At 61.6% G+C, this 16,358-nt stretch carries 13 protein-coding genes; 6 read left to right on the forward strand and 7 right to left on the reverse strand.

Annotated features, from left to right (window positions below; genetic code table 11):
* Positions 1-18: 18 nt before the first annotated feature.
* The 5 genes from NLK60_RS15305 to NLK60_RS15325 form a co-directional block, all read right to left on the reverse strand.
* A complete protein-coding gene (locus tag NLK60_RS15305) occupies positions 19-522 on the reverse strand; it encodes a DUF8108 domain-containing protein (protein ID WP_254808637.1) in 504 nt (167 codons plus the stop codon).
* 1 nt (position 523) lies between these two features.
* Positions 524-1,024, reverse strand: coding sequence for a DUF8108 domain-containing protein (locus NLK60_RS15310; RefSeq protein WP_254808638.1), 501 nt, complete (start codon positions 1,022-1,024; stop codon positions 524-526).
* A 216-nt stretch (positions 1,025-1,240) separates the two neighbouring features.
* Complete coding sequence (locus NLK60_RS15315) at positions 1,241-2,200, reverse strand: segregation and condensation protein A (protein WP_254808639.1); 960 nt, start codon at positions 2,198-2,200, stop codon at positions 1,241-1,243.
* Positions 2,193-5,804 (reverse strand): chromosome segregation protein SMC, encoded by a 3,612-nt coding sequence (gene smc, locus NLK60_RS15320; RefSeq protein ID WP_254808640.1) that lies wholly within the window; start codon positions 5,802-5,804, stop codon positions 2,193-2,195. Before smc ends, NLK60_RS15315 begins: the two co-directional genes overlap by 8 nt.
* 53 nt (positions 5,805-5,857) lie before the next feature.
* Positions 5,858-6,166: a DUF7518 family protein gene (locus NLK60_RS15325; RefSeq protein WP_254808641.1), complete on the reverse strand. Its 309-nt coding sequence runs from the start codon at positions 6,164-6,166 to the stop codon at positions 5,858-5,860.
* Positions 6,167-6,330: 164 nt separating this feature from the next.
* Here NLK60_RS15325 and NLK60_RS15330 point away from each other — a divergent pair, with 164 nt between their 5' ends.
* Positions 6,331-6,756: a universal stress protein gene (locus NLK60_RS15330; protein ID WP_254808642.1), complete on the forward strand. Its 426-nt coding sequence runs from the start codon at positions 6,331-6,333 to the stop codon at positions 6,754-6,756.
* A 133-nt stretch (positions 6,757-6,889) separates the two neighbouring features.
* On the opposite strand, the gene NLK60_RS15335 is transcribed toward NLK60_RS15330, so the two are convergent.
* Positions 6,890-8,908 carry a PAS domain-containing protein gene (locus tag NLK60_RS15335; RefSeq protein ID WP_254808643.1) on the reverse strand — a complete coding sequence of 673 codons (2,019 nt, stop codon included), beginning with the start codon at positions 8,906-8,908 and terminating at the stop codon, positions 6,890-6,892.
* 175 nt (positions 8,909-9,083) lie between these two features.
* On the reverse strand, positions 9,084-10,085 hold the full coding sequence (locus NLK60_RS15340; RefSeq protein ID WP_254808644.1) for an ornithine cyclodeaminase family protein: 1,002 nt from the start codon (positions 10,083-10,085) through the stop codon (positions 9,084-9,086).
* 241 nt (positions 10,086-10,326) lie between these two features.
* On the opposite strand from NLK60_RS15340, the gene NLK60_RS15345 reads away from it, so the two are divergent.
* The 5 genes from NLK60_RS15345 (at position 10,327) to NLK60_RS15365 (ending at position 16,331) form a co-directional block, all read left to right on the forward strand.
* Positions 10,327-11,307, forward strand: coding sequence for a nucleoside hydrolase (locus tag NLK60_RS15345; RefSeq protein WP_254808645.1), 981 nt, complete (start codon positions 10,327-10,329; stop codon positions 11,305-11,307).
* Between the two features lie 107 nt (positions 11,308-11,414).
* Positions 11,415-12,470: a BMP family lipoprotein gene (locus tag NLK60_RS15350; RefSeq protein ID WP_254808646.1), complete on the forward strand. Its 1,056-nt coding sequence runs from the start codon at positions 11,415-11,417 to the stop codon at positions 12,468-12,470.
* Positions 12,471-12,475: 5 nt separating this feature from the next.
* The gene (locus tag NLK60_RS15355) at positions 12,476-14,074 is read left to right on the forward strand and encodes an ABC transporter ATP-binding protein (protein ID WP_254808647.1); all 1,599 of its coding nucleotides are present in this window, start codon (positions 12,476-12,478) and stop codon (positions 14,072-14,074) included.
* Positions 14,071-15,276: an ABC transporter permease gene (locus NLK60_RS15360; RefSeq protein WP_254808648.1), complete on the forward strand. Its 1,206-nt coding sequence runs from the start codon at positions 14,071-14,073 to the stop codon at positions 15,274-15,276. The genes NLK60_RS15355 and NLK60_RS15360 overlap by 4 nt, the downstream gene beginning before the upstream one ends.
* Positions 15,276-16,331 carry an ABC transporter permease gene (locus NLK60_RS15365; protein ID WP_254808649.1) on the forward strand — a complete coding sequence of 352 codons (1,056 nt, stop codon included), beginning with the start codon at positions 15,276-15,278 and terminating at the stop codon, positions 16,329-16,331. The genes NLK60_RS15360 and NLK60_RS15365 overlap by 1 nt, the downstream gene beginning before the upstream one ends.
* The last annotated feature ends 27 nt before the right edge of the window (positions 16,332-16,358 follow it).

Below are 16,358 nucleotides of genomic sequence, written 5' to 3' on the forward strand. Positions count from 1 at the left end.
CGAGGGTGCAGTACTCGGCTATCCGTCTGATTCTCGAGCCAGTTCGGACGAGTCGGTTTGCTCGAGTTCGCTCGAGTCGGTGTATTCGGTGGGTTCAGTCGGCGACGTACTGTCTGGAGGTTCTCGTTCGGCCTCGAGACAGGCCGGGCAGTAGACGTTCTCGCCCCACTCTGGCACCGCGACGGTGGTCCCGAACAGCACCCGTCGAGTCGCGTAGCGGCGACGCTCGCCGCCGTCGGCGGGACGTCCACACTCGTCACAGGAAACCGTCTCGTCGGTCACGGCCGCGGTCGACACCGAACGCCGTGTGCCGATCACGGAGACTGGATGGGTCGTCGCACTCGCCGCCTGCCAGCAGATCAGCAAGCCTACGGCGAACAACAGCGTCCCGACCCACCAGTAGCCGAGCCAGGTCGGTACGAAAAACAGCGAAATCAGTATCCAGCCCCAGAGGAGCGCGAACCCGAGGCTGTCGGCGACCCGTCGGAGCCGTCGGTCGAGACTTCTCGGTGGCTCGCTCATCTTATCCCTCGAAGGCCCGCTCGAGTTCGCGTTCGGCGCTTTCGTCGTTTTCTTGCACTCGCTTGACCGCCTCCGTCTCGTGGACGCCCGGTCCGCCACCGGGTCGCGCACACTCCAGACAGTAGTCGTTGATTCCCCACTCGAGGGTGTGCAGCGGAATCCCGAAGACGACGAACTGGCGGGTGTAGCGTCTGCGTAGCCCCTGTGTCGCCGTCGTGCCACACTCCGTGCAGTGTTTTCGTGGCCCGTCGAACGTGTCCTCGTCGATGCGGTGTTCGACGCCGAAGGTGTGCGCGGGGTACAGGGGGATTCCCCTGGCGATCCAGATAACGAACCCGCCGATGAAGAAACTGACCCAGCCGAGCAGGGCTCCCCACGGCGGGTCGAAGACGACCATCGGCCAGATGAGCAGAAAACAAAGCAGGACCGCTGGGAGTATCTTTCGTAGGAGGGCGAAAGCTCCCACTCGAGTGCGATAGAGGACGTCGTCGGGTCTAGACATCTACGCACATGTTCACCAGGTAACAGTAAAACCGTTCTGATCGTCCATCGTTCGTGGGAAGGGTGTATCGACGAATCTCGAGGTGATTGCACCGACTCGAGTTTACTATTGCGTCTATACTGAATATTTAGTAAATTTGTTCTGACATACTATCAATATAGCACCAACTCACTACCAACTCACCACCGGTATACTACAAATATGCTACCAATAATTTCAGTCGGCAATCGCTTCACTGGTTTCCGTCTCCGGAACCGCTCGCTGGATCCAGAGATCGCCGAACAGTTCGTCCTGCTCGAGGACGAGCCGACCCCGGTGGGCGAGAAAGAGCAAGGCCAGATAGGTCATGACGCGTGAGCCGCCTACCTCTTCGATTTCGGCGTACAGCACCTCCTCGCGGCCCCTGTCGTAGTGTTCGGTGAGGACTTCGTCGACGTCGTCGATCACGGTCTCGATATCCTCCTCGTGGGCCGTGTGCGTCACGTCGCTCGCCGTCGGTTCGTCGTCCACGCGGAAGTCGTCGCCCGAGTGGTAGTGTAACTCCTGGGTCCCGCGACCGTAGCCGCTGGGCGAGTCGCTCGTGTCGTAGCTGCGCGAGGACTTCCACCAGGTGCCGCGTTCGGCATCGCGTAACTCCCTGACGAGTTCGTCCAGCGTTTCGGGCTTGCCACGGGCGTGCTTGCGCTCGAGGCGACGGTCCATCTCCGCCTCGAGGCCCGCGACGGGGTCGAATCCCGGTTCGACGTCGTCCATAGCGCCATCGTCCGCGAACGGGGCTTCCCAGGGCGGCAGTTCCTCTTCCTCGGGCTGGTCAGGGGCGAACAGTTCGTCGCTTTTCATCCGCAACAGGACGCTCGCGTAAAACAGCGCTCGCCCCGAGGTTCTGAGGTCGGCGTCGTCGAGTGCCTCGAGGAAACGGTCGGTGACGGTGACGATGTCGATGTCCCAGGGGTCGATCTCGCCGTCTTTGGCGAGTTGGACCAGCAGTTCGACGGGTTCGACGTCCTCGTCGTCGCCATCCGCTTTCTCTCCCTCGCTTTCCAACTCATCGACGTCCATCTCCGCTTCGTGGAACTCGAGAGTCGTGTCACCGCCCGGCGGCGACCGCTCTTTCGTTCCCGGCCGTTCGCGGTCTTCGTGACCCGCAATCTGGAGCGGGATATCGTCCTCAGTCATCGGCCGGCACCTCGGTTTCGTCCGGGTTGTCGCCGTCGTCCCCGCTCGAGTCGGAACCACTCAGGTCGATGCCGGTCACCGCGGAGACGTTGTCCTGTTGCATGGTCACGCCGATTGCCCGTTCGGAGCGATCGAGCATCGCCGAGCGATGGGAGACGACCACGAACTGGGCGCGACCGGCGAGTTCGTCGACCATCTGACCGACCCGTTCGGCGTTGACCGCGTCGAGGAAGGCGTCGACCTCGTCCAGTGCGTAGAACGGCGCGGGGTTGTGTCGCTGGATGGCGAAGATAAACGCCAGTGCGGTCAGCGACTTTTCGCCCCCGGACATCGCATCGAGACGCTGAATCGGCTTGTCGCCGGGCTGGGCTTTCATCGTCAGGCCGCCGTCGAACGGGTCGTCCTCGTTCTCCAGATGGAGCGTCCCCGTCCCCTCGGAGAGTTTTTCGAAAATTTCGGTGAAGTGGGCGGCGATTTCGTCGTAGGCGTCCATGAACGTCCGTTTCTTCTGGGTTTCGTACTGCTCGATGCGCTCCCGGATGCCGTCGGCTTCCTCCACCAGCGTGGCCTTCCCCTCTTCGAGCGTCTCGAGGTCCGACCGCACCTCGTCGTACTCGTCGATGGCGAGCATGTTGACCGGTTCGAGCGCTTCCATGTCCGCCTCGAGCAACTCGATCATCTCGGTGACGGTATCGTGGTCGGGAATCTCCTCGGGGTCGTACTCGCCGACGTCGGCCTCGAGGGAGTCGACCTCCCACTCGAGCGCGTCGGCCCGTTCTTGGGCGGACTCGAGTTTGTTCTCGACAGTGTTCACCCGGTCCTGTTGCTGGTCGCGAGCGGTTCGGGCCTCCGCGACAGCCTCTTTGCACTCGCTTCGTTCGGCTTTGAGTTCGGCGAGTTCGTCCTCGAGTTCTTCGACGGCCTCGCGTTTGGCTTCGAGTTCCTCCCGTTTGTCGTCGATAGCGGCCTCACAATCCTCGATCGTCGATTCGAACTCCGCGATCCGGTTCTGGGCGGTTTCGATGTCGTCGTGGAGGTCCTCGATGGCGTCCTCGGCGTACTGCTTTTCGAGACTCAACTCGTTGAGCGAGCTATCGAGGTCGTCCATTCGATCTTCGCGTTCGTCGATCTCGGCGTCGAGTTCCTCGATCTGTGCCGTGAGCTCGGGAATCTTCGAGTCCGCCAGTTCGGCCTCGAGGTCCGAAATCTCGGCTTCGATAGCGTCGATCTCGTCGTTTTTCGTCTCGATTTCGCTTGCAAGTTCGGTCATCCGCTCGTCGACGGTCTCGCGTTCGTCTTCGAGATCGTCGATTTCGTTCTCGAGCGTCTCGATTTCGCCTTCGACGCGACCACGTTTCTCCTCGAGTTTCTCGAGTTCGTTCTCGATGGAACGCACCTCGTCGGCGGCATCTGTCTGGCGATCTCTGGCGTCCTCGAGGCGGTCGTCGACGCCACGCAGGTCGCCTCGGACCGACTGCTTGCGGTCCTGTAACTGGGTGATTTCGGTCGCGACGCGCTCGAGTTGGCCTTTCCCGCCGCTCGCAAAGGAGTACCGGGAACCTTTGCGCGATCCGCCGGTCATCGCGCCGCTCTTTTCGACCAGATCACCGTCGAGGGTGACCATGCGGTAGTCGCCCATGTAGGCACGTGCCGTCTCGATATCTTCGACGACGAGGGTGTCGCCGAGGACGTACGAAAAGACGCTCTCGTACTGGGAATCGAAGTCGACGAGATTGTACGCGAAGTCGACGACGCCTGGATCCGATGGCGCGTTTGGCAGCCCACGACTGCGCATTTTCGTCATCGGAAGGAACGTCGCTCGGCCGGCGTTTCGCGATTTCAGGTACTCGATACACTGCTGGCCGACGACGTCATCGTCGACGACGACGTTCGCCAGCCGGCCACCGGCAGCCGTCTCACAGGCGACGGCGTACTCGCCCGAGACGCTTCCAAGTTCGGCCACCGGGCCGTGAACGCCCTCGATGCTCGCGTTGTTGATGGTGGTGACCGCGCGGCCGTACGACGAGTCACCGCTCTGGCCAGCGTTGGCCTCGAGTTCGGCGTACTCGGCCTGTTTGGCCTGCAACTCGTCGTCGATATCGTCGAGTTTCGTTTGTAACTCGCGTTTTTCCTCCCGGAGGTCATCGACGACGTCAGTGATGTTCTTTCGATTGGTCGTCGCCTTCTCGAGTTCGCGCTCGAGGTCGTTTCGCTCGGTTTCGACTTCGGGCAGCGTCTCGCGTTTGGCTTCGATGGCGTCTTCTTTCTCGCTGACGGCGTTCGACCGTCTGCGGGCTTCGTCTAATAACCGGTCTTGTTCTCGCTGGAGGTCGTTTTTCGCGGTTTTGGCCGCCTCGAGGTTGTCTTTTTCCGCCTGAAGGGCGGCTTTGACCTCGTCGTACTCGGTGTCGACGTTCTCGATTTCGGTCTCGAGACGCTCGCGTTCGGCCTCTCGCTCCCCAATTTCGGCTTTGAGCGAAGCTTTCTCGAGTTTGTACTCGCGCATCTCGCTCTCGAGGTCAGCGACCTGTTCCTGTTTGCGGTCGATCTGGACGAACGCTTCTCGTCGCGTTGATTCGGCCTCATCGATGCGTTCTTCGGTCGCATCGATCCGATCCTCGAGTCGTGAGATTTCGCCTTTGACGGACTCGATTTCGCTTTTGATCTGGAGCTGTTCGTCCTCGCCTTTGCGCTCGATTTCGGCGTTCAGGTCCTCGAGGTCTTCTTCGAGGCGCAACACTTTCCCCTGGCGTTCGTCGAGTTCGCGCTGGAGGTCCGCGAGGTCGTCTTCGAGCGTTTCGATGCGGGACTGGACCCGTGTCAGGTCGTCGCGTTTGTCCTCGAGTTCGCTGGCTTTCAGATACCCCTCGTACTCGTCTTTCTCGTCTTTGAGACGGCGATAGCGAAGGGCCATCCGACGTTCGTCTTCGAGCTGGACGAGACGGTCGCGTTTCTCTTCGATGCGGAGGGTGGCTTCGTCGATTCGTTCCTGAACGACCTCGAGTTCCTCGAACGCGTCTTCCTTTTTCGCGTCGAACTCGGCGACGCCGGCGATTTCGTCGATGATCTGACGCCGGTTGTACGGCGTCATGTTGATGATTTCGGTGACGTCACCCTGCATGACGACGTTGTAGCCTTCGGGGGTGACACCGGCCTGCGCGAGGAGGTCCTGGATATCGGAGAGGTTGACCGAGCGGTCGTTGAGGTAGTAATACGAGTAGTAGTTGTCCTCGGTGCGTTTGATACGCCGCCGGATGCGGATCTCTTCGCAGTCGCCGACGTCGTCGCTGCCGGCGGCGTTGACGACCTGCGAACGGGTCAGGGTTTCGTCGCTGTTGTCGAGAATGACTTCGACGATAGCCTCTCGCGGCCCCATCGAGTCGCCGTCGCCGTCGTGACCGGGGTTGTAGATCAGGTCGGTCAGTTTTTCCGCGCGGATGCCACGCGTTCGGGCTAACCCGAGGGCGAACAACACGGCGTCGATGATGTTGGATTTCCCCGACCCGTTCGGGCCCGTAACGACGGTAAAATCCTCGTAAAACGGGATTTTCGTCTTCCGGCCGAAACTCTTGAAATTGTCTAAGACGAGCGCCTTGATGTGCATAGTTACTCCCTTCTGCCACGGGGTCCCGGCCGTCGAAACGCGGTCGGAACGTATTATGCGACGATAATGTCGTCGGTACCTGAGTCTTCTGGTTCGTCCTCGAGGTCGGCGTCGTCTTCGGCTTCGGCGGCGGCTTCGTCCACGTCGTTCTGTGCGGCTTCGGGCGTTTTACCGTCGCTCTCGCCGTCGATAACGGCCGATGAGCGGCGTTCCGGTACCCGTGTGGGTACCTCGGCATCGAGTTCGGCCTCGAGAATGCGGATACGCTCTTTCGATTCGACGAGTTCCTCGGTGAGCCCCTCGACTGTGGACTCCAGTTCCTTGACGGTCGCCTCGAGTCGCTCGACACGGTTTTTCGACATACCTACTAGGGACCAGTCACGACACTTAAACGTACGTCAGACACTGGTATCGAATCTGAAATGTTTTGGACCCCCGATATCGGCTGCCCAGTTGTCGTGCGTCCCGGAACTGGCGAGGGCAACCACCCAGCAGTATTTAGGGAGGTTGCCGTCGTAAGAGTACCATGTATCGTGTGTTACTTCCCGTCGATACGAACGAAGGCAGAGCGATAGCCCAGGCCTCCTACGTGACTGACCTCCCCGCAGCGAGCGAGGCGGTGGAAGCGATCATCCTGTTCGTCTTCACGGACGAGAGTGCGGACCTGCCGGACGAACTCCAGCCGTTCAAGTCGGCACTTCGGGTCGGTTCCGTCCGCCGAGCGAAAGAGATCTTCGACGAGCACGACGTCGAAACCACGATTCTGGACGAGAGTGGGGATACCGTCGCCGACATCCTGCAGGAGGCAGACGAGTTCGACGTCGATGCCATCGTCCTCGGCGGGCGCAAGCGTTCGCCCGTCGGAAAGGCAATCTTCGGAAGCGTTACCCAATCTGTCATCCTCGAGGCCGACCGTCCGGTCGTCGTCACCGGTGGGCCGGAAGAACGCTGATCGGAAAGAGGCGACAACAGTCCGTCTCATATGGTCTGCTGTAACTGTTTACCGGTGATTGCTCATACCGGGTCGGCAAACACCGGGAAGAGACCACAGTAAACCGTATCAGTGTTGCTCGAGCGTCGTAACCTCAGTGTTGCTCGAGCGTCGTCACGTCTCGTATTTCGATACGGGTGCCGCCGTGTTGGCCCCGTTTGACGAGAAGTTCCCAGTCGTGGGCTTCCGCGATGGCTCGAGCCAGCGTGAGACCGAGCCCGCGCTCCGAGCGGTCGTCTGGACGCAGGGCTGGCGTCCCCTCGGTTTCGATTTCGGTGGCTTCGGCGGACTCGGCAGTTTCATCTTCGACAGTGACCGCGGCGTCCGGCTCCTCGAGTGCCAGTTCGTTTGTCGGCGGGCTGATAAAGCCCACGGTGCTCGGTGATCGTTGCTCGCGGTCGGCCAGATTCTCGTTTTCGGTTGGTGGTACCTCGGCCGCATCGTCCATCAGGAAAAATCCGCGTGTCTCCGTCCGTGGCGTCGAAAAGCCAATGAGCCCGACCTGAATCGTGACGAGTCCGTCAGCACGGGCGGCCACGTCGTTGAAGACGGTCTCGAGCAAGTTGTGGAACCGTTCGTGGTCAGCACGTAAGGTCGCATCGGCGTCGACGACGATGGACGGACGCTCGAGCCTGGAGTCGGCGAGCGCCGCATCGATAGCTTCCTCGAGATCGATTCGCGTCCGCGGACCGACGGCCGTCGCGTTGCGGGCAAACTCCTGGACGTCGTCGACGAGTCGTTCGGTTCGGTCGAGCGTCGTGGTGACGGTGTCTTCGGCGAGCGGGAACTCCCACTCGGTGGCCTCGGTTCGCTGTTCTTCTTCCAGCGCCGTCGCCACCGCCTCGAGCTGGTCTTTGAGATCGCTCGAGAGGACGTTCGCGACGGCTTCCAGGCGATTGGTCTGGCGCTCGAGCGCGTCGCTTCGCTCTCGAAGAACCTGCTCGCGGATGGCGCGGTCGAGGGCTGCACGGGTGTTTTCGACGAGCATCGAGATGAGGTCGATGTCGGTTTCGCTGAACTGGTCGGGGCGTTTGGCCCCGGTCATCATGATGCCGTGGGTCCCGATGGGAGCGATAATTTCGGAGTGAATGGGGGTGTCGGGATTGTAAACCCCTTCGACCGAGTGCAGGTCTTCGAAGTACTCGAGGTCGCCGCTCTCGAACACGTCCCAGACGAGGCCCTCGCCGGGGCGAAACCGGGGGAGGCCGCCGAACTCTTCGTGAGCACCAGCCGTGCCGGCGACGGGGTCGAGATAGCCGTATTCGTCGTCGAGCAGCCAGACACCGCTGATCGGTAAGTTGAGCAGGTCGCTGCCGGCGTGGACGGCTATCGCACAGATCTCCTCGGGTTCGTCGGATTGTAACAGCCAGCGGGTGACCTCGTGCAGCGAGGTAACGACGCGCTCGTATTCGCGCTGATCGGTGATGTCGCGGGCGATACACGCCACGTTGGCCGACCCGTGATCGATAGGAACGACCCTGATATCGACGACGCCGCTGTCACCAGCTGCGTTGGTGTAGGGGACCTCGACCGATCGGAACGAACCAGTCCCCACACCGACGTCGCTAATGGCCCGGCCGACGCGGACGGCGTCCTCGGCGTCGATAGAGGCGATGTCGAGCAGGGTTTCGACGTGTTCGCCCCGCAGTTCGCCCGCGTCGACGTCGAACGTCTCCTCGAGCGTCGTATTGACCGACAGGATGCGGGTATTATCATCGAGGGTGACGATGCCGTCCTGGACCGCCTCGACCACCGCGGTGTTTCGTGCCAGTTTCGTCTCGCGCTCCTTTCGCTCGGTGACGTCACGCATGTAGACCGAGAGGCCACTCTCGTCGGGCCAGGCTCGCGTCTCGAACCAGGTCTCGAGTGGCGAGTGATACACTTCGAAACTGACGGGAACCTGTTCGTCCATCGCCTGATAAAAGCCGTCGGGGAACTGGGTTTCGACGGTTTCGGGGAACTCATCCCACATGACGCGGCCCAGCAGGTCCTCGCGCGAGCGACTGAGCAGGGACTCGGCGCGTTCGTTGACGTACGTGAACCGAAAGTCGGTATCGAGGGCGAAAAAGGCGTCTCGAACCCGGTCGACGATGGGGATGTGTCGCGGGCTCACGGACGGTCACCCCTCGAGGTAGTTGCCACTCCCAGCGTCTGTGACAACCCACTAGCGATCTGAGGCACCCGTCTCATCGAGACTCGTTACTGTTCTATATGTTACCGAGGCCGGTATTTGAGTGTCGTGGCCGAATCGTCGAGTGTACAACGGGCCGAGATGATCTCGACGCCGGTCACAGGTCGACAACTGTGCCGACCCCTTCATCGCGTGCTCGTTCGTACAGTTGTGACGCCGTTACTGCGTCGAAGACGGCACTTCCGACACTCGAGAGGACGAGTATTTCATCCGGTGACTGTCGTCCAGGTATCGGAGACGTGACCGTGCCCTCGTCGACGAACCGGCCGCCGAAATCGTCTACCTCGAGGTCGGGATGAACGCACAGGTCGCCCGTCTCGCGTGCTTCTTCGGGGACATCGGCGTAGACGCGCTCGGCACGCTCGAGCGTCCGGTCGTCGAGTTCACGCATGTCGGGAGTGTACGCGCCCACGGCGATCACCAGGGCCCCTGCCTCGAGGTCGCCCCCGTCGAACACCGGCTCGGTGCTCGTGGTCGCGGTGACGACGACGCTGGCTCCCTCGAGCGCCCGGACCGGACTCGAAACGGCTTCGACGGGGACCGAGAGTTCGCCGTCGAGGTCGGCCGCACAGCGGACGCGGGAGTCGCTGGGTGAGTAGACGCGAACCGACTCGAGGTCGGTGGCGGCGTCGATGGCTCGCGTTTGCCAGCGGGCCTGCGCGCCAGCACCGATGACCGCAAGCGAGACCGGCTCCTTTCGAGCGAGTTCGCGGGCGGCGAGGCCGCCGATACAGCCAGTTCGTGCGTTCGTGATCGCCGTCCCGGCGAGGTACGCGAGCGGCTGGCCGGTTTCGGCGTCGTCGACCGCAATCCGTGCCGAGACGGTGGGCAACCCCCGGGCTTCGTTCCCCTCGAAGACGGTTGCCAGTTTGGTGACGACGTATGGCGAGCCGTGGACGTACGCGGGCATACAGAGGCCGGTTCCGAGTGGCTGTTCCGGGTTTACCGTCTCGAGGCCGCTTCCGATCGGATAGTGGGGTCGTTCCGGCCGTTCGACCGCTCCCGCGTACTGGGCGGCGAAACCGTCGGCGACGACTGGGAGGAGTGTCTCGAGGTCGATCAACGAGCGGATGTCGTCGTCAGGAATGACGCGAACCATACCCGATAATGGGTGTTTGGGCACTTGATAGGGGCTGTTGTCGTCAGGGACAGTTGCGGGTCGATGAGATGATTCCACGTTGCAGCCGTTTTACTACGAAAATAATAGTGTTTAGTATATTTCTGGTGCGTATTGCTATGGATTCAATACTTATCAATTTCGAGGAGTGATGAAACACGTCGACGGTGAGGGGTTTCCGCTACCCGATGTCTCTTTATCTCTCGAGAGCAACCGCCATCCAATGAGTGATACAGACTCGAGACGGATTATCGTCGATACGGACACCGCTGGAGACGACACCCAGGCGCTCGTCCTGGCTGCACTGTCTGACCGGGTCGATCTGGAGGGGGTCACGATCTGTGCGGGCAACGTCCCCTTCGAATACCAGGTCGAGAACGCGAAGTACACGCTCGAGTTAGCCGGCGTGGCTGACGAAGTCCCCGTCTACGAGGGGGTTCGATCACCGCTGCAAAAAGAACACGATTTCGCCGAGTACGTCCACGGAGAGGGCGGGCTTGGTGGGAAGCTGTTCCCGGATACGGGGATCCAGTCGGCAGACGAACACGCCGTCGACTTCATCGTTCGGAGCGCTCGAGAGAACCCGGGCGAGATTTCGCTCGTCTGTATCGCACCGCTGACCAACGTTGCGGTTGCGCTCCAGCACGAACCCGACCTGCCGGAGTTGCTCGACGAGGTGCTGATCATGGGTGGGGCGGTGAACACGCTGGGCAACATCACGCCCGCCGCGGAGTACAACTTCTGGGTCGACCCCGACGCCGCCGCCATCGTGATGGACGCCTTCGAGACCACGCTGGTCGACTGGGGCGTGACCGTCCGCGATTCGACGTTCGATGCCGACGTGTTCGCCGAAATCGAATCGATCGACACGCCACTGGCCGAGTTTTACACGACGATCACCGAGGCCGTCCGCGAGTTCAACAGCCAGTCCGAACACGACTCGCTTGGCGAAGACGTCACTACCCAGCCCGATTCGATGACGATTGCGACGCTGCTCGAGCCGGATATCGTCGAGGAGGCGAGTACGTACCACGTCGCTGTCGACGACCGAGAGGGCATGACACGCGGCTACAGTCTGGTGGACGAACTCGAGGTAACCGACGGCGAGGCGAAAACCCGGGTGATCGAATCGGTCGACGGCGACCGGTTTACCGAGATGCTTCTCGATGCGTTCCGGCACGGTGATCCCCACTACGCGAAGTGACCGTTCAGCAACCCTTTGTTGATTTCCTCCTCGAATGGTCAAGAAAATTCACCCTGGGGCGTCCAAAACCGAATCTATAAACCGATTGCGCAGAGTCACATCTGTGTATGCAACGACGCACGTTTCTGACATCGGTGGGAGTTGGTGCAACGGCTGGACTGGCTGGTTGTCTGGTTGGCGATGGGGACGATGATGGTGGCGACTCTGACATCACCGTGGGTATCATTTACTCGACCGGTGGACTCGGCGACGAGTCGTTCAACGACATGGCCTTTGCCGGCATCGAACAGGCCGAGGAGGACTTTGGCATCTCCTATCAGAACGCCGAACCGGACGAACCGGCCGACATGAACGACATGCAACGCCAGTTCGCGAGCGACGAGGACATCGACCTCGTCTGTTGTATCGGCTTCGACCACGAAACCGACCTCGCCGAGAACGCCGAGGAGTACGAGGACCAGCGGTTCGCCCTCGTCGACGCCGTCGTCGAGGCGGACAACGTCGCGAACTACACGTTCAGAGAACACGAGGGCTCGTTCCAGGTCGGCCACCTGGCCGGCTTGCTCTCGACGATGGACTACGCGCACGGTGCCGGTGAAACGGACACCGACAACGCGCGGGTCGGCTTCGTTGGCGGCCAGGAAATCGCTCTCATCGAACGGTTCGAAGCGGGTTACATCGCGGGTGCCCAACACGCTGACGACGGCATCGAAACACCCTCTGCCTACGCCGGCAGCTGGCACGACCCGGCGACCGGCCAGGAGATCGCGACCGGCATGTACGACGAGGGTGCCGACGTCGTGTTCCACGCCGCCGGCGGAACCGGTGGCGGCGTCTTCCAGGCTGCACAGTCGGCCGGGCGATTCGCCATCGGCGTCGACGACGACCAGTCGATCAGCGCCGAGGAGTTCAGCGACGTGATCGTCGCGAGCATGGTCAAACGCGTCGACACCGCAGTCTACGAATCGATCGAAGCGGTCGTCAACGACGAGTTCGAGAGCGGTATGAACGACCTCGGTCTCGAGGACGAGGGTGTCGGTGCAACGATCGGCCAGGACTTCGACGGTGACCTGCCCGACGACGTCGTGGACGCGCTCGAGGACTCGCGCCAGGCGATCATCGACGGTGACATCGACGTGCCGGACAACCTCGACGACCTCTGATCGAGATGGAATCTGACGAGCAGGACGAACGGGCGGCGACAGGGACACCACCGGCGGTTCACCTGGACGGCATTACCAAACGGTTTCCCGGCGTCATCGCGAACGACGACGTCGACCTCGAAGTCGAACGGGGATCGATTCACGCCCTGATAGGCGAGAACGGTGCCGGCAAGACGACGTTGATGAACGTCCTCTATGGTCTGTACGAACCGACCGAGGGAACCGTCCGTATCGACGGCGAGCCACAGACGTTCGACGACCCCGGCGACGCGATGGACGTCGGCATCGGGATGATCCACCAGCACTTCATGCTCGTGGACACGATGACCGTCGCCGAGAACGTCGTCCTCGGGAACGAGCCCACCAAATGGGGCGGCATCGTCACCGACCGGGCACGGGCAAACCGCGAAACGCAGGCACTCGCCGACCGCTACGGCCTCGAGATCGAACCAACCGAGTTGATCGAGGAGATAAGCGTCGGCGAACAACAGCGCGTCGAAATCCTGAAAACGCTCTACCGTGGGGCCGATATCCTGATTCTCGACGAGCCAACGGCCGTCCTCACGCCACAGGAGGTCGAATCGCTGTTCGACATCCTCAGGGAGTTGATAGCCGAAGGGAAGACGATCATTTTCATCACGCATAAACTCGGTGAGGCGCTCGAGGTGGCTGACGAGATCAGCGTGTTGCGAAAGGGGAAACTGGTCGGCACGGTCGACGCCGGGACGGCCACTCGCGAGGAGCTTGCGCGGATGATGGTCGGACGTGACGTCCTGCTCGAGGTCGAGAAACCGGCCGCTTCACGGGGTGACCTCGTCCTCGACGTCGAGGACGTCACCGTCGAAGACGACCGTGGCGTCGTCGCGGCCAACTCGGTGAGTTTTGGCGTCCATCAGGGCGAGGTGTTCGGTATCGCAGGTGTCGACGGCAACGGCCAATCCGAACTGATCGAGGCGATCACCGGCCTTCGGAAACCGACGGGCGGGACGATCACGTTCGACGGTCGGGATATCACGACAGATTCCCGACGCAGTCGCGTTTCGGCTGGGATGGCCTACGTCGCCGAAGACCGCCAGAAGCGCAGCCTGGTGATGGAGTACGAACTCCGACGCAACGGCTTGCTGGGTCGCCAGCACTTGCGCCCGTTTTCCGACGGTCGACTGATCGACTGGGGGGCGACGGACGAGTACGTCGACGATGTCATCGAAGAGTACGACGTGCGCCCCGCCGATCCGACAGCCAAGGCCCACTCGTTTTCCGGTGGTAATCAACAGAAGTTCATCGTCGGCCGGGAGTTCGAACGCGACCCGTCGCTGGTCATCGCCTCGCAGCCGACCCGTGGCGTCGACATCGGAAGCATCGAGTTCATTCACAACCGCCTGCTCGAACTCCGCCGCGACGGCAAAGCGGTATTGCTCGTCTCCTCGAAACTGGACGAGGTGACCCAACTCTCCGACCGACTGGGCGTCATGCACGATGGCGAGATTATTGCGGTCGTCGACCCCGACGAGGTAACCGAAGAAGAGCTCGGTCTGCTCATGGCGGGTGAACGTCCGGACAACCTCGACGTCGACGGCGCTCGAGTACGGAGGTCTTCAGTATGAGCGACGATGACAGCGGTGAGGGGCTGCGGGCACAGGGGTCGGCCGCACTCGACCGTCTCGTCGATGCGACGGCCGCCGAGCGAATCGCGATCAGTCTGGCCTCGCTCGGGTTCGCAATCATCGTCGGCACCGTCCTGGTGTTCGTCTCCGGGTTCGTCGCCGAGTGTCGCGATCCGTTCATCTACTTACCGGGACTGGGATATGGCTGTTATAACCCGCTCGAGGTGTACTGGACGATGTTTATCGGCTCGTTCGGATCGATGACCGACATCGGGCAGACGCTCTTGCAGACGACGTTACTGTTGTTCACGGGGCTGTCGGTCGCGGTCGCGTTTCGAGCCGGGTTGTTCAACATCGGGACGCAAGGACAGATGGTGCTCGGTGCGCTGGCAACGGCACTGGTCGTCCTCGAACTCGCTGCGTACGTGCCGGATAACGCGGTCGGGATGCTTATCGTAATCCCTGTCGGGGTCGTCGTCGGCGGGATCGTTGGCGGCTTCTGGGGGATGGTACCAGGGCTGATGAAAGCATACGCGAACGCCCACGAGGTGATCACCACGATCATGCTCAATTTCGTCGCCATCGGCATCGCTTTCTGGCTCGTCCAGGTCCACGTGGGTGACCTGACGACCGACTCGGTGCAGACCGAGTCGATTCCGTCGGTCGCTCGATTGCCCGCGACGATCAGTGGCTCGCGGTTTTCGGTGATCGCGCTCATCGGAGCATTGCTCGTTGCGGTTGGCATCTACCTGCTGTACAAGCGAACCGTGATCGGCTACGATCTGCGAACGAGCGGGATTCAGGAAAGTGCCGCCGAATACGGGGGCGTCAACGCCAAACGAAACATCGTCACCAGCATGACGCTCTCTGGCGTCCTCGGCGGTATTGCTGGCGCTATCTACGTTATGATGGTCCAGTATCGCTGGCAAGCGGGCATTCCACCACTCGGGTTCGACGGCATCGCCGTCTCGATTCTCGCCGGGAACAACCCGATCGGGGTGATTCCGGCGGCACTGCTGTTCGGCAGTCTGAAAACCGGCAGCGTTGCCGTCGACCTCTCACTGGGTGTTCCGGGCGAACTGGTCGAGGTGCTCAGAGGGCTGATCATCCTCTTTATCGCCATGCCGGAGTTCTTCCGCATGATCGGTAAACGGTTCGGCTACGGAAACGGTTCGGTCGCGACCGACGGGGGTGAGGCCTGATGAAAGCCCCGTCAGTCACTCGTCGGCAGGGGCTGCTCATCGGTGGGATCCTCTTTGGACTCATCGCACTCGGCCTCCTCATCGATGGTGGGGGCCAACTCCTCGGCGACGTTGCTGGCGTGTTCAGCGTCTCCTATCTCGCCTCCGCGATACGGCTCACGGTACCGATCGCGTTCGCAGCGATGGGTGGCATTTTCGCCGAAAAGACCGGCGTCATCAACATCGGCCTCGAGGGACTGCTCATCATCGGGGCGTTCGGTGCCGTTGCGAGTTTGTACGCGCTCTCGGCGACTCCAATCGGGGCCAACATCTGGCTCGCGTTCGTGCTCGCTATCGTCGCGAGTACGTTCGTCGCCTTGTTGTTTGCCATCGTCTGCATCGAGTTCAAAGCCGACCAGATCATCGCTGGTCTCGCCGTCTGGCTGATCGCCCTCGGTTTCGCCCCCTTTGCCAGCATCATCATCTGGAGTCGCACGAGCAGCCCGAGCGTCGGGACGTTCCCGACGCTTTCGGTACCAGGACTCTCTGCACTCCCCGGTATCGGCCCGCTGTTCGAAGCGACGCCACCGGTGTTCTTGCTGGCGCTTGCCGTCCCGTTCTCGTGGTACCTGCTCAATCGAACCACCTTCGGGATGTGGATCGAGGCCAGCGGCGAAGACCCGAAATCGCTCGATACTGCTGGTGTCGACGTTCGGAAAGTTCGCTACGCTGGGGTCTTGCTCTCCGGTATCTACTGTGGTATCGGTGGTGCCGGTCTGGCACTCAACACCGGCCAGTTCGTCGGCAGCGGCGACACCATGATCGACGGCCGTGGCTGGATCGGCCTGACGGCGTACCTGATCGGGAACTACAACCCCGTCGGGGCGTTTCTGGCGTCGTTCCTGTTTGCCGGCCTCGAGGCGCTACAGCTACAACTCCAGCAGATTGCGGGCTACGACGTCTCTTCGACGCTCGTCGGAATTATTCCCTACGTCGCTGTGCTGGTCGTCCTGACCTTCGTCGGACGTACCCGGATGCCGTCTGCGGCCGGGGAACACTACGAATCTGACGAGTGAGAGACGCGATTTCTTCTCACCCAGCGA

The sequence above is a fragment of the Natronosalvus amylolyticus genome (genome assembly GCF_024298845.1).
GTDB classification, from domain to species: Archaea; Halobacteriota; Halobacteria; order Halobacteriales; family Natrialbaceae; genus Natronosalvus; species Natronosalvus amylolyticus.

What these genes read in the sequence shown, in the direction of transcription:
- NLK60_RS15305 (WP_254808637.1), bottom strand. Translation starts at nt 522, where the DNA reads ATGAGCGAGCCACCGAGAAGTCTCGACCGACGGCTCCGACGGGTCGCC.
- NLK60_RS15310 (WP_254808638.1), bottom strand. Translation starts at nt 1,024, where the DNA reads ATGTCTAGACCCGACGACGTCCTCTATCGCACTCGAGTGGGAGCTTTC.
- NLK60_RS15315 (WP_254808639.1), bottom strand. Translation starts at nt 2,200, where the DNA reads ATGACTGAGGACGATATCCCGCTCCAGATTGCGGGTCACGAAGACCGC.
- smc (WP_254808640.1), bottom strand. Translation starts at nt 5,804, where the DNA reads ATGCACATCAAGGCGCTCGTCTTAGACAATTTCAAGAGTTTCGGCCGG.
- NLK60_RS15325 (WP_254808641.1), bottom strand. Translation starts at nt 6,166, where the DNA reads ATGTCGAAAAACCGTGTCGAGCGACTCGAGGCGACCGTCAAGGAACTG.
- NLK60_RS15330 (WP_254808642.1), top strand. Translation starts at nt 6,331, where the DNA reads ATGTATCGTGTGTTACTTCCCGTCGATACGAACGAAGGCAGAGCGATA.
- NLK60_RS15340 (WP_254808644.1), bottom strand. Translation starts at nt 10,085, where the DNA reads ATGGTTCGCGTCATTCCTGACGACGACATCCGCTCGTTGATCGACCTC.
- NLK60_RS15345 (WP_254808645.1), top strand. Translation starts at nt 10,327, where the DNA reads ATGAGTGATACAGACTCGAGACGGATTATCGTCGATACGGACACCGCT.
- NLK60_RS15350 (WP_254808646.1), top strand. Translation starts at nt 11,415, where the DNA reads ATGCAACGACGCACGTTTCTGACATCGGTGGGAGTTGGTGCAACGGCT.
- NLK60_RS15355 (WP_254808647.1), top strand. Translation starts at nt 12,476, where the DNA reads ATGGAATCTGACGAGCAGGACGAACGGGCGGCGACAGGGACACCACCG.
- NLK60_RS15360 (WP_254808648.1), top strand. Translation starts at nt 14,071, where the DNA reads ATGAGCGACGATGACAGCGGTGAGGGGCTGCGGGCACAGGGGTCGGCC.
- NLK60_RS15365 (WP_254808649.1), top strand. Translation starts at nt 15,276, where the DNA reads ATGAAAGCCCCGTCAGTCACTCGTCGGCAGGGGCTGCTCATCGGTGGG.